The sequence below is a fragment of the uncultured Oceanisphaera sp. genome (genome assembly GCF_947495715.1).
GTDB lineage: Bacteria > Pseudomonadota > Gammaproteobacteria > Enterobacterales > Aeromonadaceae > Oceanimonas > Oceanimonas sediminis.
Window position 1 is genome coordinate 1 of record NZ_CANLZU010000013.1, and the last position, 17,082, is coordinate 17,082.

At 59.5% G+C, this 17,082-nt stretch carries 19 protein-coding genes; 7 read left to right on the forward strand and 12 right to left on the reverse strand.

The annotated features are described in order from the left end of the window. Nucleotides 1-200: 200 nt before the first annotated feature. Nucleotides 201-737 (forward strand): gamma carbonic anhydrase family protein, encoded by a 537-nt coding sequence (locus tag Q0753_RS09370; protein ID WP_298719809.1) that lies wholly within the window; start codon nucleotides 201-203, stop codon nucleotides 735-737. A 119-nt stretch (nucleotides 738-856) separates the two neighbouring features. Here the strand turns inward: Q0753_RS09370 and Q0753_RS09375 are convergent, their stop codons facing one another. Then, nucleotides 857-1,117, reverse strand: a complete 261-nt coding sequence (locus tag Q0753_RS09375; RefSeq protein WP_298719811.1) for a DUF1488 domain-containing protein — start codon at nucleotides 1,115-1,117, stop codon at nucleotides 857-859. After that, nucleotides 1,114-1,938 carry a shikimate dehydrogenase gene (gene aroE, locus Q0753_RS09380; RefSeq protein WP_298719813.1) on the reverse strand — a complete coding sequence of 275 codons (825 nt, stop codon included), beginning with the start codon at nucleotides 1,936-1,938 and terminating at the stop codon, nucleotides 1,114-1,116. Before aroE ends, Q0753_RS09375 begins: the two co-directional genes overlap by 4 nt. A 141-nt stretch (nucleotides 1,939-2,079) precedes the next feature. Between aroE and hdfR the strand changes: the two genes are divergently transcribed. Then, nucleotides 2,080-2,934, forward strand: a complete 855-nt coding sequence (hdfR, locus tag Q0753_RS09385) for an HTH-type transcriptional regulator HdfR (protein WP_298719815.1) — start codon at nucleotides 2,080-2,082, stop codon at nucleotides 2,932-2,934. On the opposite strand, the gene hemF is transcribed toward hdfR, so the two are convergent. Genes hemF through Q0753_RS09415 form a run of 6 tightly spaced genes read right to left on the reverse strand, consistent with a single transcriptional unit; the run spans nucleotide 2,931 to nucleotide 7,720 of the window. Continuing rightward, nucleotides 2,931-3,839, reverse strand: a complete 909-nt coding sequence (gene hemF, locus Q0753_RS09390) for an oxygen-dependent coproporphyrinogen oxidase (protein WP_298719817.1) — start codon at nucleotides 3,837-3,839, stop codon at nucleotides 2,931-2,933. The two genes, hdfR and hemF, sit on opposite strands and share 4 nt — an antisense overlap. A 23-nt stretch (nucleotides 3,840-3,862) precedes the next feature. After that, nucleotides 3,863-4,426, reverse strand: a complete 564-nt coding sequence (locus Q0753_RS09395) for a Sua5/YciO/YrdC/YwlC family protein (RefSeq protein ID WP_298719819.1) — start codon at nucleotides 4,424-4,426, stop codon at nucleotides 3,863-3,865. A gap of 28 nt (nucleotides 4,427-4,454) precedes the next feature. After that, entirely contained in the window at nucleotides 4,455-5,003 is a 549-nt protein-coding gene (locus Q0753_RS09400) for a topoisomerase DNA-binding C4 zinc finger domain-containing protein (RefSeq protein ID WP_298719821.1), read from the reverse strand. A 47-nt stretch (nucleotides 5,004-5,050) separates the two neighbouring features. Next, entirely contained in the window at nucleotides 5,051-5,524 is a 474-nt protein-coding gene (locus tag Q0753_RS09405; RefSeq protein ID WP_298719823.1) for a DUF494 family protein, read from the reverse strand. A gap of 2 nt (nucleotides 5,525-5,526) precedes the next feature. After that, nucleotides 5,527-6,621: a DNA-processing protein DprA gene (gene dprA, locus Q0753_RS09410; RefSeq protein ID WP_298719825.1), complete on the reverse strand. Its 1,095-nt coding sequence runs from the start codon at nucleotides 6,619-6,621 to the stop codon at nucleotides 5,527-5,529. After that, entirely contained in the window at nucleotides 6,602-7,720 is a 1,119-nt protein-coding gene (locus Q0753_RS09415; RefSeq protein WP_298720012.1) for a LysM peptidoglycan-binding domain-containing protein, read from the reverse strand. Before Q0753_RS09415 ends, dprA begins: the two co-directional genes overlap by 20 nt. Nucleotides 7,721-7,813: 93 nt before the next feature. On the opposite strand from Q0753_RS09415, the gene def reads away from it, so the two are divergent. The 4 genes from def to trkA are packed head-to-tail and all read left to right on the forward strand — an operon-like array spanning nucleotide 7,814 to nucleotide 11,984. After that, on the forward strand, nucleotides 7,814-8,323 hold the full coding sequence (def, locus tag Q0753_RS09420; protein WP_298719827.1) for a peptide deformylase: 510 nt from the start codon (nucleotides 7,814-7,816) through the stop codon (nucleotides 8,321-8,323). A gap of 22 nt (nucleotides 8,324-8,345) precedes the next feature. After that, nucleotides 8,346-9,290: a methionyl-tRNA formyltransferase gene (gene fmt / locus Q0753_RS09425; protein ID WP_298719830.1), complete on the forward strand. Its 945-nt coding sequence runs from the start codon at nucleotides 8,346-8,348 to the stop codon at nucleotides 9,288-9,290. A gap of 25 nt (nucleotides 9,291-9,315) precedes the next feature. Continuing rightward, nucleotides 9,316-10,611, forward strand: coding sequence for a 16S rRNA (cytosine(967)-C(5))-methyltransferase RsmB (gene rsmB / locus Q0753_RS09430; protein WP_298719833.1), 1,296 nt, complete (start codon nucleotides 9,316-9,318; stop codon nucleotides 10,609-10,611). Next, nucleotides 10,608-11,984 (forward strand): Trk system potassium transporter TrkA, encoded by a 1,377-nt coding sequence (gene trkA / locus Q0753_RS09435; protein WP_298719835.1) that lies wholly within the window; start codon nucleotides 10,608-10,610, stop codon nucleotides 11,982-11,984. Before rsmB ends, trkA begins: the two co-directional genes overlap by 4 nt. On the opposite strand, the gene rmuC is transcribed toward trkA, so the two are convergent. From rmuC to Q0753_RS09455, 4 genes are all read right to left on the reverse strand, one after another. Beyond that, complete coding sequence (rmuC, locus tag Q0753_RS09440) at nucleotides 11,981-13,336, reverse strand: DNA recombination protein RmuC (protein ID WP_298719837.1); 1,356 nt, start codon at nucleotides 13,334-13,336, stop codon at nucleotides 11,981-11,983. The genes trkA and rmuC overlap by 4 nt on opposite strands. Then, a complete protein-coding gene (locus Q0753_RS09445) occupies nucleotides 13,336-13,572 on the reverse strand; it encodes a hypothetical protein (RefSeq protein WP_298720021.1) in 237 nt (78 codons plus the stop codon). The genes rmuC and Q0753_RS09445 overlap by 1 nt, the downstream gene beginning before the upstream one ends. A gap of 57 nt (nucleotides 13,573-13,629) precedes the next feature. Beyond that, nucleotides 13,630-14,469: a PfkB family carbohydrate kinase gene (locus Q0753_RS09450; RefSeq protein ID WP_298719839.1), complete on the reverse strand. Its 840-nt coding sequence runs from the start codon at nucleotides 14,467-14,469 to the stop codon at nucleotides 13,630-13,632. Nucleotides 14,470-14,554: 85 nt separating this feature from the next. Further along, the gene (locus Q0753_RS09455; protein WP_298719840.1) at nucleotides 14,555-14,971 is read right to left on the reverse strand and encodes a DUF4399 domain-containing protein; all 417 of its coding nucleotides are present in this window, start codon (nucleotides 14,969-14,971) and stop codon (nucleotides 14,555-14,557) included. Between the two features lie 409 nt (nucleotides 14,972-15,380). Here Q0753_RS09455 and Q0753_RS09460 point away from each other — a divergent pair, with 409 nt between their 5' ends. Beyond that, entirely contained in the window at nucleotides 15,381-17,063 is a 1,683-nt protein-coding gene (locus tag Q0753_RS09460; protein ID WP_298719841.1) for a methyl-accepting chemotaxis protein, read from the forward strand. Nucleotides 17,064-17,082 lie beyond the last annotated feature (19 nt).

The following is a 17,082-nucleotide window of genomic DNA, read 5'->3' on the forward strand; positions in this document are numbered from 1 at the left end:
CCGTGTCAGTGGATGCGCATTATAGGGAACCGCTGATTTTGCGCAAGGGCTTTTTTGACAAAAACAGGCCTTTGGTGACCAACAGCCTAAACACCCAGCAAAAGCACAACTTAACCACAGAGTTACCCACAAAGGGGCCTCATTTCCCTCGCCAAATACGCTAACATGGCCGAATTAAGGTCTGCATTAAGGAAGAAACCATGACAACGCCACTCAAACACTACAACGGCATATACCCCACCCTTGGTAAAGGAGCCTTCGTAGAAGCCTCTGCCGTGCTGTACGGTGATATCACGCTGGGAAAAGACGCCAGCATCTGGCCGCTGGTTGCCGCCCGTGGTGACGTGAATACTATCCGTATTGGTGCCCGCAGCAATATTCAGGATGGTAGCGTGCTGCACGTCACCCGCAAGAGCGCTGCCCTGCCCGACGGGTTACCCTTGCTGATTGGCGACGATGTCACGGTCGGACACAAGGCAATGCTGCATGCCTGCGTTATCGGTAATAGGGTGCTGATTGGCATGGGTGCCATCCTGCTTGATGGCGCCGAAGTAGGCGATGATGTGATCATCGGCGCCGGCAGCCTGGTGCCGCCGGGGAAAAAACTTGAAGCCGGCTTTCTATATGTAGGCTCGCCAGTCAAACAGGTGCGCCCCCTTACACCAGCTGAGCGCGCCTTTTTGCCCGAGTCGGCGGCGAACTATGTGCGTCTTAAAAACGAGTACCTGCAACAATAGTGAGGAGTGAGGTGGAAGGCGTGAGGAGCACGGGAGAAAGGCCAGGCAGACCCGTCGACTTGTTTTAGTGACGGCATTGCACCTTGCACCTCATCCCTCACGCTTTTCCCTTCACTGTTTTACAGGTATAAGCCGCCGTCGGGCGCGAAGGCCTCTTCACCTATCAGCTCGGCGACCCGCTCTTCAATATCGAAACGCACCGCTTCAAATGCCAGCATGATATTGGCCTCATCTACCAGGCTCTGACCGGTCATGTGCTCGAGGTGGGCCAAAGCCAGAAAACAGTCGACTTTGCGGCCCTGCCAGTGAGCGGTAAAGGCGATGCCCTGTCGCTCGGGTTGCCAGTCGAGATCGTCGTCTACAATAATGTCCTGATTCATGTAGCTGCCTCCAGTTTGGCTCGCAATGATGTCAACACCGGCATAATGTCTGGCCGCACGCCACGCCAGAGATAAAAGCTTTCTGCTGCCTGCCCCACCAGCATGCCAAGACCATCATATCGATGCTCCAACCCAAGCCCTCTGGCCCAGGCGAGAAAGACGGTTTCTTCACGCCCATACATCATATCGTAGACTCGGGTCTCGGGATGGCCAACCGCCGCGTCCAGCGTTAGCGCCTCACCCTGCAGGCTGGCGGACGTGCTGTTGATGATGATATCGAAGCCGATGCCGGGCGCTGCCAGCGGGGCACTGACAATGTTACCCAGGTGACTAAAGCGCCGGGCCAGCTCATCGGCTCTCGCGGGAGTACGATTGGCGACCACCAGTTGCGTCGGCAGCTCTGCCAGCAGCGGAGCAATGGCACCACGGGCTGCGCCACCGGCACCCAGCAGTAATATTCTGGCACCCGCCAGTGTCACGCCCAGTCGCTTGAGATCCAGCACCAGGCCGGCGCCGTCGGTGTTATCTCCCAGCCAGCGTCCATCCGGTTGCAAACTCAAGGTATTAACGGCGCCAGCCAGCTCGGCACGCTCGGTCAAGACCGCCGCCAGCTCAAGAGCCTGGGTTTTAAACGGCACCGTAATATTACAACCCTTACCACCGTCGTCGGCAAAACGGTTAAGTGTGCCGGCAAAATCATCAAGCGGAGCGAGCAGGCGCCGATAATCAAGCTGCTCGCCGGTCTGTTCGGCAAAGTGGTGATGAATAAAAGGGGACTGGCTGTGTTTGATGGGATGACCGATGACGGCATATCTGTCCATGATGACGGCTCTCGTAGCGATGATGAAAAGTCGGGTAGGCGGCAATCATCATAATATTGCCACCGCCAACGCTTTTTTGGTTGCATTAATTGCTGAAACGAATAGATTTTGCGCTAACGAACAAAAATTTTGTGGCTAGCCTTGGATACTGAACTGTTAAAAACCTTTCTTGAAGTTTCTCGCACTCGCCACTTCGGCAAGGCGGCGGAGCACCTGTACCTGACTCCTTCTGCGGTCAGCTTTCGCATCCGCCAGCTCGAAAGCCAGCTGGGGGTCACGCTGTTTACCCGCTTGCGCAACAATATTCAGCTGACTTCTTCCGGTGATGCGCTGATCCCTCACGCCGAGTCCATGCTGCTGGCCTGGGCCCGGGCTCAGCACGAGGTAGCCTTGAGCGAACGCCAGACCCAGCAACTGGCGGTCGCGGGTACCGCCAACCTGTGGGATGCCTATCTGCAGGAAGGTCTGCACCGACTTTACTGTGAACTACCGGCGCTGTCGCTGCGGGCCGATATTCGCACTCCGGAGCAAATGACGCGGGCGCTGTTGGGTCGTACCCTGGATCTGGCGTTTCTGACCGATCCGGCTCGTATCGAAGGGGTTAGCCATGTCGCCATCCACACCATGGAGCTACAGCTGGTATCCAGTTACCAGAACCTGGATACCGCCAAAGCCATGGCGCAGGACTACATTCGTATCGACTGGGGAACCGCCTTCAATACCCAGCATGCCAAGCTGTTCAATACCGCGACCCCGCCTCTGCTGCACACCGGCTCGGTACGCATCGCCCTCGAATATCTGCTGCACCATGGCGGCAGCACCTTTCTGCCCAGCTCCATGATCAGCAACTACCAGCAGCAGGAGCAGCTGTTCATCGTGGCCGACACCCCCTCAATCAAGCGGGAAGTCTATGCCGCCTATCTGCCGGGCGGGGAACGCCAGGGGCTGATCGATCAGGTTATTACCCTGTTTGGCCCCCAGACCGTCGAAATTTAAACCCAGTCTCTCGGAACCAGAAAATCATTGAGTCGGGCTTCAGCCGTCCCCGGCTCCGGCTGCCAGTCATATTCCCAGCGCGCCAGCGGCGGCATCGACATCAAAATGGACTCGGTGCGACCGCCGGTTTGCAGGCCAAACAGGGTGCCCCTGTCATACACCAGGTTGAACTCCACGTAACGTCCGCGCCGATAGAGCTGGAATTGCCGCTCGGTATCACCAAACGCCGTGTCTTTGCGCCGCTCGATAATGGGGACATAGGCATCGAGATAGCCGCGACCCACGGCCTGCATGAACTCGAAGCATTGTTCGAAGGGCCACTGGTTCAAATCATCGAAAAAGAGTCCGCCCACACCTCGGGTTTCGTCTCTGTGCTTGAGGTAAAAGTAACGATCGCACCAGGCCTTGTATTCCGGATACACCTGCTCACCGAAAGGCGCGCACAAATCCCGGGATACCCGATGCCAGTGCTCGCAGTCCTCTTCCACCGGATAAAACGGCGTCAGATCGAAGCCACCGCCAAACCACCAGACCGGATCGGCACCCTCTTTTTCGGCAATGAAAAAGCGTACGTTGGCATGACTGGTGGGAACATGGGGGTTATGGGGGTGGATAACCAGTGAAACCCCCATCGCCTCGAAAGAGCGACCGGCCAGCTCGGGCCGGTGCGCCGTGGCCGAGGCCGGCATGGCGTCCCCATGAACATGAGAGAAATTGACACCCCCCTGCTCAATCACACTGCCGTTACGCATGACCCGGCTACGACCGCCGCCGCCTTCTGCACGGGTCCAGCTGTCTTCTTCAAAGCGGCCCTTGCCGTCCGCCTGTTCCAGCCTGGCACAAATGTCATCCTGCAACTGCAACAGGAAGGCTTTCACAGCCGTGATATCCGGTTTACCGCTCATGTCTTTTCCTCTGAGATTTATATTCAGGCCGGGCGTACCACGGCGCCGGTAATACCATCCCGGATCAACGACGGATTGGCTCGTCCATCCGTCTGCCCGGGCAATATATAGTCGAGCGCAGCACCCATGTGCTCCGCCAACTGCTGTTCGGTTCTTGCCGGCTGCTCGCCGGTTTTATTGGCACTGGTAGAGACCAGGGGCTTGCCGAACGCCAGGCACAAATCATGCACCTGCCGATGCGCCGTGACCCGAACCGCCAGCGAGCTGAACTGCCCCTTGAGCCAGGTTGGCACCTCGGGCCGGGCTGGCATGATCCAGGTATAGGGTCCGGGCCAGCTGTTGAGGATGACCTCGAGCCGCCCCTCCGGCAGCGCCGCCAGATCCAGATAAGGCAACAACTGGCTGAAATCGGCGGCAATCAATACCAGCCCCTTGTCGACCGGCCGCTGCTTTATTTCGAGCAACCGCCGTACGGCGTCCCCATTATCGGGATCGCAGCCCAGGCCAAACACCGCCTCGGTGGCATAACCGACGATACCGCCCTGACGTAATTGATCGAGCGCGACATTCAATGCTTGCGGATTCATTAACGGATGATTTCCTTCATAAAACGACTCAATGCTGGTAGCCACAACCCTTGTTGGGGCAATGCAGGCCACCCTTGCGCTCCACCAGGATGCCAAAGCCGCACTCGGGGCACGGCTCGGCCACCGGCCTGTCGTTAATCACATAACGACAGGCCGGATAATGGTTGCAGGCGAAGAAGCGTTTACCATAGCGGGAGGTTCTGGCCACCAACTGGCCCTTGCCACAACTGGGACATGGCGGATCAATCTGGCCCTGATCGTTGATATCGGCCACATGATGACAAGCGGGATAATGGGTACAACCGATAAAAAGGCCGTAGCGGCCTTTTTTGATGGCAAGAGGATATTCGCATAGCGGACACTGGCTGCCTTCCAGTACTTTTTCCACATCCTGATCATGTTCGATGAGCTTGAGTGGCCGCAGATAATCGCAGGCCGGGTAAGACGCACAACCGACAAAAGCGCCATGCTTGCCATGACGCAATTCCAGGGTACCGCCGCACCGCGGGCAGGGCTCATCGGCCCAATCGGGGCCATGATCCTGGGTGTTAAACAGACTGGAATCGATTTTCGACATACCGCGCCTCCGAATTCATTGACCGAATTCTACCAGCGCGGCCGCCTTCAGTGAACCGCCCCTTCCGGCTGTTCGAAAATCAGCTCTTCCAGTTGTTGATAGGCCGATTCACTGCCGGGCACATTGAACAGCACCATCATCACCACCCATTTGAGGTCATCCAGCTCGATTTCCGGTGGGTCCAGCTCCATCAGCCGATCGATGACAATCTCGCGGGTTTCGGCATTCAGCACCTTGATCTGCTCGAGGAACAACAGAAAACCACGCCCTTCGGCGTCGATCTTGTACAGCTCTTCCTGGGTGTAGATACGGAATGAATCCGGCGTAGAGCAAGCCCAGGACGGCGCGGCTTCTGCCTCCTGCAATTCGGCCAAACGCTCCAGCCAGGCCAGCGCCTTGAGGATTTCTTCCTTGTGAAAACCCGCCTGGGTTAATTCATCGGCGAGAGCATCCTGTTCCACCATGGCATCTACATCGGTATGGATGTAGGTTTCGAACAAGTACATAAGTACATCGAACATGCTCAGCTCCTTCTCGCTCTGACATAACCCCCGGGGACGGACTCCACCCAGCCGGCCAATTCCAGCTCGACCAACCGGGTAAGCACCTCCTGCACCGGCTGTTGACAACGGGACGCGATCAAATCTACCGCCGTTGTCTCTAAACCTACGTTATCCAACAACTCGGGATAAGGCAATAATTCCTCGGTGGCCGCTGGCCGAACTTTGATCGCCGCCACCGAAAATGCCACCAGTTCTTCGAGAATGTCATTGGCATTGGAAACCAGTTTGGCTCCTTGCTGGATCAGCCGGTTACAGCCACTCGCCTGCGGATTTTGCCGGGCACCGGGAATGGCAAAGACTTCCCGCCCCTGCTCCATGGCGTAACGGGCGGTAATGAGTGAGCCGCTGCGCTCGGCGGCCTCAACGATTAACACCCCCAGGCTCAAGCCACTGATAATGCGATTGCGACGAGGAAAATGATGCGCCAACGGTCCTTCCCAGGGGTAGCACTCGGACAACAGGGCGCCGCCGTTCTCGATAATCTCTGCAGCCAGGCGCAAATGACGCTTGGGGTAACATCGGTCCAGCCCCGAGCCCAGCACCGCCAGCGTGAGCCCACCGGCATTCAGTGTCGCCCGATGGCCGAGGCCATCGATCCCTATCGCCAGACCGGAAGTGATAACCGCCCCCGCCTCCACCAGCGGAGGCACCAGATTGTTGGTGTTTTCTCGACCGACATAAGAGGGATGGCGGCTGCCGACCACCGCAATTTGCGGCCGCGACAACATCGAAATATCTCCTTCCACAAACAGCAGCAGCGGCGCAGCGGACACGGCCCTGAGTAACTCCGGATAAGCGGGATCATCCCACGACAAAATATGACGATTAGGCGCCTGCTGCTGCCATTCCAGCAAGGGCTCCAGCACCGATGTGTGCGGTGTCTGCAGTTGCTCCTGCTGTTCTTCGCTCAGGCCTCGGGCATGCTGCAAAGAGTGGTACCACTGTTCGCCGAGTTGAGTACGCAGCCGAATGGCCCGCACCGGCCCTATGCCCCTGGTATGCTGCAGCGCCAGCCAGGGCAGCAGCGGATGCTGCTCAAGAGCCGAATTCGACATCTCTCACATGTCCCAGCGGATAATGGGTCTGCACCAGTTCGCTGTTGTCCAGTACCAGGGCGGCACTGGTTTGACTGTTCACCTTGAATACCATGATACGAGCTATCGCCTCTGCCGGCAGCTGCTCCGGCCGCCCGCTGGTACGCAGATAGGCACCCGCGCTGTCCGCATAGCGCAGCCTGCCGAAAGAGCCGGGAGTGACGTCGTAGACACCGGGCCCGGGTTTCATCACCGCATAAAGATCACCGGCACGAATCCCGTCCGCATGCCCCTTGTTGATAAAAACAACCCCATGGCGACCGGTAACGCTGCCCTCGGTACCCATGGCCAGAACATAACCCTGGTCGAGCGCCGGACCCGGTCGGGGGTAGTGAAAGGCGGCAATCCCCCCCGCCATGGTCAGGGGCAGTACCTTGTCGCCCTGACGCATCTCCTGCTTCATGCTGCTGACCCGGGCCTCGGTCACCTGATAGCCGCGTTGCTTTCCTGCCAGCAGGGTGCCGACCAGTGCCGCCTTCTGCCCAAGCTCGGCATGACTGAAGCGGTCGGTGAGCATTTTCCCCGGGCGATAAACCCCATAAACGGTGCCCGGGGTCAGCTGGCCACGAACATAGACCGACGAGTCTTTCACCATCGCCTCGCGACCTTGCTGGTCACCGAGAATGTAAGACGCCTGCTCAAATACCGCCGGTGACATGACGCTGTGGCTGTCGACGAAGTTCAGCATCGAAGCGAGCGGAATGGTCGCCACCGCGGAGTCGGTTCGTACCCGGGGGGAAAGGCGCACCACCTTGTCACTCTCTTCTTTCACCAACCGGGGCTGACCGTCCACCCAGATCAGCCGCAACACATCGCCCGGATAAATCAGGTGAGGATTGGCTATCTGTCGGTTGGCCTGCCACAGGGTTGGCCACAGCCAGGGAGATTTCAGGAAATGGGCGGAAATATCCCACAGGGTGTCACCCTTGCGCACCGTGTAACGCTCGGGGTAACTCTCGTTCAGCTCAAGGCCGCGGTTGTTCGGTTCAAGACTGTTGGCCTGCAGATTAAAACAACACCCCGCCAGCAACCCGAGTAAAAATCGACCTCTGCGTTTCATCACATCCGTGTCCTCAAGTTAACTCTGCTGTTTTTTATGCGCTTAAATGGCTAAAATACTATCAGTATCGATACAGTAACAAGCAAGGTAGTCATGGCAAAAGTCTTAGAAGTATTACGTTTTCCCGATGAGCGGCTGCGTACCGTCGCCAAACCCGTCACCGAGTTCACACCGGCATTACAGCAAATTGTAGATGATATGTTTGAAACCATGTACGCCGAAGAGGGCATAGGCCTGGCGGCGACTCAGGTCGACTTTCATCAGCAACTGATCGTCATGGATGTGTCTGAAGACCGGGAGCAACAGCTGGTGCTGATCAACCCGGAAATTATCGAGCGCAGCGGCAGCACCGGTATCGAAGAAGGTTGTCTGTCGGTGCCCGGCGCCCGCGCCCTGGTGGAAAGAGCCGAACGCGTCAAGGTTCGCGCTCAGGATCGTCATGGCCAGACCTTTGAACTGGAAGCCGACGAGCTGCTGGCCATCTGCATTCAGCATGAAATGGATCACCTGATCGGCAAGCTGTTTGTCGATTACCTGTCGCCGCTCAAGCGCCAGCGCATCCGCCAGAAAATGGAAAAGCTTGCCAAGCAAGAAGCACAATAATTCCAATAATAAAGGACGCCCCTTGAGCAAACTCAATATCATTTTTGCCGGTACGCCGGATTTCGCTGCCCGTCACCTGCAGGCACTGCTCGGCTCCGAGCACAATGTTGTTGCCGTTTACACCCAGCCGGACAGACCCGCCGGTCGCGGCAAGAAGCTGACCCCCAGCCCGGTCAAGGTTGCCGCCGAACAGGCCAGCATTCCGGTGTTTCAGCCCCAGAGCCTGCGCAACGAAGAAGCGCAGCAACAGCTTGACGCCCTCAACGCCGATATCATGGTGGTGGTCGCCTATGGTCTGATCCTGCCGCAGGTGGTGCTGGACGCACCGCGTCTGGGCTGCATCAATGTGCATGGCTCCCTGCTGCCTCGCTGGCGGGGTGCCGCCCCCATTCAGCGCGCCATCTGGGCCGGCGACCGGGAAACCGGCGTGACCATCATGCAGATGGACAAGGGGCTGGATACCGGCGACATGCTGCATCTGGCCCGCCTGCCGATCACCCCTGAAGATACCTCCGCCAGCCTGTATGACAAGCTGGCCAGTATAGGCCCACCAGCGCTGTTACAGGCTCTGACCCACATTGCCGATGGCAGCATCAACGCCGAGCCTCAGGACGACGCGTTAGCCAACTATGCGGAAAAACTGTCCAAGGAAGAGGCCCGCATCGACTGGCAGCTGCCGGCCGAGCAGCTCGAGCGCAACGTGCGCGCCTTCAATCCCTGGCCGGTCAGCTATTTCATGGTGGACGAGCACAACATCAAGGTCTGGCAGGCAGAAGTACTCGATGAAAGCAGCGACCAGGCGCCCGGTACCCTCATTCGTGCCGGCAAGGCCGGTATCGACGTCGCCACCGGCAAGGGTGTGCTGCGCCTGCTCAGCCTGCAACCGCCGGGCAAGAAAGCCATGACCTGTCAGGATCTGCTCAACGCCCGCAAGGACTGGTTCCAGCCCGGCAACCGCCTGGCGTGAACACACTCAACTTATTGGTAATCATATGAAAACCCGTGCCGCCGCGGCCAACATCCTTCATCAGGTACTCAACAAGGGCCAGTCGTTGTCTACCCTGCTGCCGCGTTATCAGCAGGAAGTAGCCGCCAAGGATCGCGCCCTGCTGCAGGAGCTGTGTTTCGGCACCCTGCGCTGGTACAGCCGACTCGACGCCATCGCCAAGCAGTTGCTGGACAAGCCGCTCAAGGGCAAGTATCAGCCGGTGCACTCGCTGCTGCTGGTAGGCATCTATCAGCTGCTTTATACCCGGATACCGGCTCACGCCGCCCTGGCAGAAACCGTCAACGCCTGCAAGCTGCTGAAAGCCGATCCCTTCAAGGGCATGGTCAACGGCGTACTGCGCAACGTACAGCGCCAACAGGACGAACTGACCGCGAAGGTCGACGCCCTGCCCCAGTTACGGCTGGCGCACCCCAACTGGCTGGTCAAGCGCCTGCAAAAGGCCTATCCCGAGCAGTGGCAGGACATTCTCGAGGCCAATAACCAGCATCCGCCGATGTGGATTCGGATCAATCAGAGCCATCACTCGCGTGAAGACTACCTGACACTGCTGCAACAAAATGGTCAGGAAGCCGAGTCCGACAACCTGGCCGACAGCGCTCTGCGCCTGGCCCGGCCGGTCGATGTGGCCACCCTGCCCGGTTTCGAGCTGGGCCACAGCTCGGTACAGGATGCGGCGGCACAAATGGCGGCTCAGCTACTGGACGCCGCCCCCGGCGAAACCGTGCTCGATGCCTGTGCCGCCCCCGGTGGCAAGACCGCCCATATTCTCGAGCGTCAGCCGGCGCTGGCCCAGCTGGTGGCCGTCGACATGGACGGAGAGCGTCTGAAGCGGGTGCACCAGAATCTGGAACGCATCGGGCTGCAGGCCACCGTGATTCAGGGCGATGCCGCCCAACCCGCCGACTGGTGGCAGGGCGAAGCCTTCGATCGCATCCTGCTCGACGCCCCCTGTTCGGCCACCGGCGTGATTCGCCGCCACCCGGACATCAAGTGGCTGCGCCGCCCGGACGATATTGCCCAGCTGGCCGCCCTGCAGGCGCAGATCCTGGACGCCCTCTGGCAGCAACTGAAGCCCGGCGGCACCCTGCTCTACGCCACCTGCTCCATACTGCCGGACGAGAACAGCGCCCAGATCCAGGCGTTTCTGCAACGCACCCCGAATGCCCGTCATCAGCCCCTGCACCCGGACGAGTCGGTCGAGCAACCGGGCTGGCAGTTGCTGCCGGGCGCCGAGCAGCGGGATGGCTTCTACTACGCCAAGCTGAGTAAATTGCCATGAAAATCATCATTCTGGGCGCCGGTCAGGTAGGCGGAACCCTGGCGGAAAACCTGGTGGGCGAGAATAACGACATCACCATCGTCGATACCGACGGCGAACGCTTGCGCGAGCTGCAGGACAAATACGATTTGCGGGTGGTCAACGGCCACGGTGCCTACCCCAACGTGCTGCGCGAAGCCGGTGCCCAGGATGCAGATATGCTGGTGGCGGTGACCAGCAGCGATGAAACCAACATGATTGCCTGTCAGGTGGCATATTCGCTGTTCAACACCCCCAACAAGGTGGCGCGTATCCGCTCGCCGGAGTTTCTGGCCGAGCGTGAACGGCTGTTTCTCAACGAGGCGTTGCCGGTCGACAACCTGATCGCCCCCGAGCAGCTGGTCACCGAGTACATCTATCGGCTGATCCAGTATCCGGGCGCGCTGCAGGTGGTCGACTTCGCCGAGGGCAAGGTGGGTCTGGTGGCGATCAAGGCCTATTACGGCGGCCCGCTGGTGGGCAATGCGCTGTCGACCCTGCGCGAACACATGCCCAACATCGACACCCGGGTGGCGGCCATCTTTCGTCAGGACCGGCCGATACGCCCCCAGGGAACCACCATCATCGAGGCCGACGACGAGGTATTCTTCGTCGCCGCCAGCGGCCATATTCGTGCCGTGATGTCGGAACTGCAACGACTGGAAAATGACTACAAGCGCATCATGATCGTCGGCGGCGGCAACATCGGTGCCGGTCTGGCCCGTCGGCTGGAGAAGAACTATTCGGTCAAGCTTATCGAGCATAATCCCAAACGCGCCGAGCAGCTGTCCGAGTTGCTGGAGAACACCATCGTCTTCTGCGGTGACGCCGCCGATCAGGAGCTGCTGGTAGAAGAGCATATCGATCAGGTCGATGTATTCATCGCCGTCACCAACAAGGACGAGGCCAACATCATGTCGGCCATGCTCGCCAAGAAACTGGGTGCCAGAAAGGTAATGGTACTGATCCAGCGCGGCGCCTACGTCGATCTGGTGCAGGGCGGCAGCATCGATGTGGCCATTTCGCCCCAGCAGGCCACCATTTCGGCGCTGCTGACCCACGTGCGCCGGGCCGACATCGTCAACGTCTACTCCCTGCGTCGCGGCGCGGCCGAGGCCATCGAGGCCATCGCCCACGGTGACAAATCCACCTCCAAGGTGGTCGGTCGCCAGGTGGGTGAACTCAAGCTGCCGCCGGGCACCACCATAGGTGCCATAGTGCGGGGCGACGAGGTACTGATCGCCCACGACAGAACCGTGATCGAGCAGAATGATCACGTGGTGCTGTTTCTGGTCGACAAGAAGTTTATTCCGGAAGTGGAACGGCTGTTCCAGCCCAGTCCCTTCTTCCTTTAATCGGCCGCCCGGCCGCCGGGCAGGGAATGCAGCGACCCTTCCTCGGCGGCGCGGGCCTGCAGGTGTTCGGGTAACGGCTTGGTGACTTCCACCCCCAGCTCGCGAAAGGCCTCGGCCTGGCGGATCAGGTTGCCACGACCGCTGCTCAGCTTCTTCATCGCCCGCTGATAGTTATCGTCGGCCCGCTGCAACGACTGGCCCACCGCCTCCATGTCTTCCGTGAACAGCCGCAGTTTTTCGTAGATCTTGCCCGCCGACTCGGCAATTTTGCGCGCATTCTGGTTTTGCCGTTCTACCCGCCACAGGTTCTCGATGGTACGCAGCGCCACCAGCAGATTGGTGGGGCTGACCAGCAGAATATTATGGTCGAGGGCATATTTTACCAGCCCCGGCTCCGCCTCCACCGCCACCAGAAAGGCCGGCTCGACCGCCACGAACATCAGCACATAGTCGAGGGTTCTCACCCCCTGCAGGTTCTGATAGTCCTTGCGCCCCAGCTCGCGAATATGGCCGCGTACCGAGGTCACGTGATCGCGCAGCGCCTGCTCGCGTTCGGCGGCATCGTCACCGTTGAAATAGCGCTCGTAGGCGGTGAGCGACACCTTGGCATCGATGATGATGTCTTTTTCCTGCGGCAGGTGCACCACCACATCCGGCTGGTAGCGCTTGCCCTCGGCGTTGTTCAGGCTGAGCTGGGTGCTGTATTCGTGGCCTTCGCGCAATCCCGACTCCGACAGCACCCTGGAAAGCACCACTTCGCCCCAGTTGCCCTGCTGTTTGCTGTCGCCCTTCAGCGCCCGGGTCAGGGCGGCGGTATCGACGCTCATCTGCTGGTGCAGCTCGGCCAACCGCTCAATCTCGAACTTCAGGCTGTGGCGCTGGCGGCTTTCATCGGCGTAGGTTTCCTGCATGCTGCGCCGAAAGCCTTCCAGCTGCTCGCGCAGCGGCGACAAGACACCGTCCAGGCTGTTCTGGTTCAATTCGCGGAAGTTGTGCGTTTTCTGCTCGAAGATACGCTGGGCCAGGTTTTCAAACTGCTGCCCCAGCCGGGTTTCACTGGCTTCGAACTGAGCCTGCTTTTCCGCCGCCCACTGCCGCTCCTGGCGCAACAGGGTCTCGTATTCCTTGAGCCGACCGTTCATTTTCAGCACCAGTTGCTGCTGCTGATCCAGCCGTTGACGAGTGTCCTGCAGCTCGCCGCCCCGCTCCTCCAGCTGCGCCTGCAACTGCCGGTTTTGCTGGGCCAGCAATTGCAGGCGAGTACCCAGGCCGAGCCGGGTCAGCCCCCAGCCGGCCAGCGCGGTTGCCGCCGCCAGCCAGTAAGGCCAGCTCGTTGCCAATAACGACGTCATCAGCGCCTCCGCTGTTCAAGCATGGCCAGCACGCGGCGGTTGAAGCGCAACCAGAGCAGCACATAAAGCAGGTACAACAGCATGATCAACCACTTGTGCTGATTCACGCCATTGTCGAATTCGGCCAGCGGCAGCCCCGTCAGCTGGCAGTACAACCACAGCAGCAACGGAAACATCAGCAATACCGACCAGCGCCAGCACTGGCCGAGCAAGGAAATAAGAAAGCCGTTATCCAAAATGTATTCCAACCGTCTGATAATCAGGCGCCAGCTTAACAGCGAGCGCGCGGGAAATCAGCCGCAGCGACGCAGATAACTCCTTAACTGCTCCGACGGAATCGAACTGCTGGAAGACAAGGTGTAGGCCGCCCACTGCCCGGCCTGGATCAAGGTTGCCGACATCGACAACCCGGATACCAGACCGTGGATCAGACCGCCGGCAAAGGCGTCACCGGCGCCGGTGGCATCCACCACCGACACCGGCCGGCTCGGCACCCGAATATGCTGTTCGGCCGAAAAGGCCTCGGCCCCCTGCTCGCCGTGGGTTACTACCAGCCATTGCAACCGCTCACCCGCCAGTTGCCGGGCGTGCTCCCAGAGATTGGGTTGCGGCGCCAGATCCGCCGCCGAGGCGATCATCACCTGACAGGGCCGGGCCCAGCGTCCGGCCTTGGGATACTGACTGACCACCAGGCTGTGCGACGCCATCTGCGTCATGTAATCGCCCACCTCACCGCCGTCATGATTCACATACAGGCAGTCCACCGGATCTATGGGCAGGTTGCCGGGCAAGGCCGGTCGCCGGTGCTGGCGCAATATGGTGCGTTCGCCCAGACTGTCCACCAGCACCAGCAGCTCACCGGTTTCACCGTCAAACTGCTCCACCTGCTTCACGTCCAGCCCCAGCTTGGCTGCCTGCCGGCACAGCCAGTCACCGGTGTCGTCGTTGCCTACCCGGGCGGCAATGCTCACCTGATGCCCGGCCCACAACAGTCCTACGCCGGTATTGGCGCCACCGCCGCCCAGCCGCCGCCCCTGATCCCGATACAACAGGCGGCCTCCGGCGGCCAGGGGGTCATTCAGCAGCAGCACATGATCACAATTCAGGTTGGCCAGCAGCCGTATTTTTGCCATTCAGGCTCCTCAATGAGAATGGCGCCCACGTCGGCGCCATCCTGGTAATCGATTGTCGATGATACGGGGATGATGAGTAAGCAGCTTACTCCACCGTCACTTGAATGAGTTCAGACATGATCGGTGGCTGATGCGGCGCATGTTGCGCATCGCCCACCACCAGTTGCAAACGATATTGTCCCGGCGGCAGACTGAGCCGGGTTTCGGTCTGACCACCACCAAAATGGCGCACCTGCTCGCTGGCCGGCAACGGCTGGGTCAGATCCGGCATGGGATCGGCGTTAATCAGCAGGTGATGGTGACCGGTGTTTTCCTTTTCCACCCCGGCCGGCGCCACGCCCATGCCTTCCAGGCCGAAGCGCACGGTAAACTCGCTACTCAGGGTGTCGCCATCGGCCGGACTGAGGAAATAGACCCGCGCGCCTTCCGGCGCCGGGGTGGCCGATACCGATAACGCCGCCAGCAGGGCGGCGGTACCGAACATGCTCGTTATTCTCATCATTGTCGGTCTCCGTGGGGATATCAGCCCCAAGCATAGCAGCGCTTTTGGGCTGATGGCGCATCTTGGCCAAGGCCGGACGCCGACACCATCTTCGATATCGATTTAAAAACCGGCATGGCAAATACACCTCATACGACTCCTTGTTGCCATGACAATTATCAATAAATTCACGATTTTAGGCGTATCGCTTTCCATATGGCGCTGATAATCTGATACAAGCTGGCGGCACTTTCGCATCATGCATTAGCCAGCCTGAATATAACAACACAAGCACGGGACGCTGCAACCTGATGTCTGGAACACCGGCACAGCCATGGCTGTTGTCGGCATCATCCAATGGTCACGGCTCATCCCCCACCCGGAATTCAACAGCAATAGCCAGTGGCGACCCGTCACTGGGAGGATGGACATGCAATTTCTGAATAATCTCAGTCTGCGTTACAAGCTGCTGGCCATGGTCGCCAGCCTGTTTATCGGCATTCTGCTGGTACAGGGTTCGGCCATGATCGGCCTGCGTCACGAGTTGCTGGATGCGCGCAAGGAAAAGGTACAAGAACAGGTAGAAACGGCGGCGTCACTGATCGGTTACTACTATGGCCAACGCCAGACGCTGGGCGAAGAGGAAAGCAAGCGCCTGGCCAAACAGGCGGTAGGGGCACTGCGCTATGGCAGTGACGGCTACATGTGGATCAACGACATGCAACATCGTCTGGTGCTGCACCCGATCAAACCCGACGCCGAAGGCAAGGACATGACCCAGGTGCAGGATGCCGATGGCCAGTACCATTGGCAGGCCATGGTGCAACGGGTCAAACAACAGCAGGCCGGTTTTGTCGAGTACAGCTACATAGGCCCCCAGTTCGACTCGCCGCAGCAGAAGGTGTCTTATGTGCAGGGCTTTACTCCCTGGGGCTGGGTCATCGGCAGCGGCGTTTACCTGAGTGACGTCAACACCCTGTTCTGGCAGCAAGCCACCAAATCGCTGCTGCTGATGGCGCTGGTCATGGTGCTGGCGCTGATTATCGTGGTATTGATCAGCCGCTCGCTGACCTTCTCGGTGGCACGGGTGCTGGAGGTGGTGCAGCAGTTCGGCAAGGGGGATTTGAGTGTTCGCACCGACTCGACCCGTGCCGATGAAATCGGTCAGCTGTCGCGTGGGGTCGATACCATGGGCGAACAGCTGTGTACCTTGCTGCAAAAGGTCCGCAACGCCTCGGCAACCCTCGATGATGAAGCGGAAGGACTGAGCGTCAAGAGTCAGCAAACTCGTGCCAGCATGCAGGCACAGTTTTCCGAGGTAGATCAGGTCGCCACCGCCATGAACGAAATGAACGCCACCGTGCACGAAGTGGCGCGCTACGCCAACGATGCCTCCCAGGCCGCCGATCACGCCAACAGCGAGGCCCGCATGGGGCACGACGACGTGGCCCGCAGTATCGATACCATGCTGCAGCTGGCCGAGTCGGTGACACAGGCCGACAACGCCATGCGCGAACTGGAAAGCCAGACCCAGAAGATTGGCTCCGTGGTCGAGGTCATCCGCACCATTTCCGAGCAAACCAACCTGCTGGCGCTGAACGCCGCCATCGAGGCCGCCCGGGCCGGTGACTCCGGCCGCGGTTTTGCCGTGGTAGCCGACGAGGTTCGTTCGCTGGCGCAACGCACTCAGGACTCGACCGGTGAAATTCAGCGCATGATCCAGCAGCTGCAGAGCCATGCCGGCACCGTGGTCGAGCATATGCAAAGCAGTCAGGAGCAGGCAGGGATCAGCGTCGATGTGGTACGCGCCGCCGGCAAGGATCTGGAAAAGATTCTGGACGAGGTGCAGCGTATCAACGACATGAACGCCCAGATCGCCACCGCCTCGGAAGAGCAGTCTGCCGTGGCCGAAGAGATCAACCGCAACCTGCTGCACATCAACGAAGGCTCGCAGGAAGCGCTGCAGGTGAGTGAGCTGATTTCACAAACCAGCCACCGGGTGCTGGGCGCCTCGCGCGATTTGCATCAGCAGATAGCGCATTTCCGGCTGCAGCAAACCAATGAGCACGGGATCGTGTTTGATGCCATCGAGGTCAAGACGCAACCCGCCTGATCCGGCACCAGCAACAACA

What these genes read in the sequence shown, in the direction of transcription:
- Q0753_RS09415 (WP_298720012.1), bottom strand. Translation starts at nt 7,720, where the DNA reads ATGAAACGCAGAGGTCGATTTTTACTCGGGTTGCTGGCGGGGTGTTGT.
- Q0753_RS09405 (WP_298719823.1), bottom strand. Translation starts at nt 5,524, where the DNA reads ATGTTCGATGTACTTATGTACTTGTTCGAAACCTACATCCATACCGAT.
- dprA (WP_298719825.1), bottom strand. Translation starts at nt 6,621, where the DNA reads ATGTCGAATTCGGCTCTTGAGCAGCATCCGCTGCTGCCCTGGCTGGCG.
- Q0753_RS09375 (WP_298719811.1), bottom strand. Translation starts at nt 1,117, where the DNA reads ATGAATCAGGACATTATTGTAGACGACGATCTCGACTGGCAACCCGAG.
- Q0753_RS09370 (WP_298719809.1), top strand. Translation starts at nt 201, where the DNA reads ATGACAACGCCACTCAAACACTACAACGGCATATACCCCACCCTTGGT.
- Q0753_RS09400 (WP_298719821.1), bottom strand. Translation starts at nt 5,003, where the DNA reads ATGTCGAAAATCGATTCCAGTCTGTTTAACACCCAGGATCATGGCCCC.
- Q0753_RS09460 (WP_298719841.1), top strand. Translation starts at nt 15,381, where the DNA reads ATGCAATTTCTGAATAATCTCAGTCTGCGTTACAAGCTGCTGGCCATG.
- def (WP_298719827.1), top strand. Translation starts at nt 7,814, where the DNA reads ATGGCAAAAGTCTTAGAAGTATTACGTTTTCCCGATGAGCGGCTGCGT.
- Q0753_RS09455 (WP_298719840.1), bottom strand. Translation starts at nt 14,971, where the DNA reads ATGATGAGAATAACGAGCATGTTCGGTACCGCCGCCCTGCTGGCGGCG.
- Q0753_RS09450 (WP_298719839.1), bottom strand. Translation starts at nt 14,469, where the DNA reads ATGGCAAAAATACGGCTGCTGGCCAACCTGAATTGTGATCATGTGCTG.
- aroE (WP_298719813.1), bottom strand. Translation starts at nt 1,938, where the DNA reads ATGGACAGATATGCCGTCATCGGTCATCCCATCAAACACAGCCAGTCC.
- rsmB (WP_298719833.1), top strand. Translation starts at nt 9,316, where the DNA reads ATGAAAACCCGTGCCGCCGCGGCCAACATCCTTCATCAGGTACTCAAC.
- rmuC (WP_298719837.1), bottom strand. Translation starts at nt 13,336, where the DNA reads ATGACGTCGTTATTGGCAACGAGCTGGCCTTACTGGCTGGCGGCGGCA.
- Q0753_RS09395 (WP_298719819.1), bottom strand. Translation starts at nt 4,426, where the DNA reads ATGAATCCGCAAGCATTGAATGTCGCGCTCGATCAATTACGTCAGGGC.
- trkA (WP_298719835.1), top strand. Translation starts at nt 10,608, where the DNA reads ATGAAAATCATCATTCTGGGCGCCGGTCAGGTAGGCGGAACCCTGGCG.
- hemF (WP_298719817.1), bottom strand. Translation starts at nt 3,839, where the DNA reads ATGAGCGGTAAACCGGATATCACGGCTGTGAAAGCCTTCCTGTTGCAG.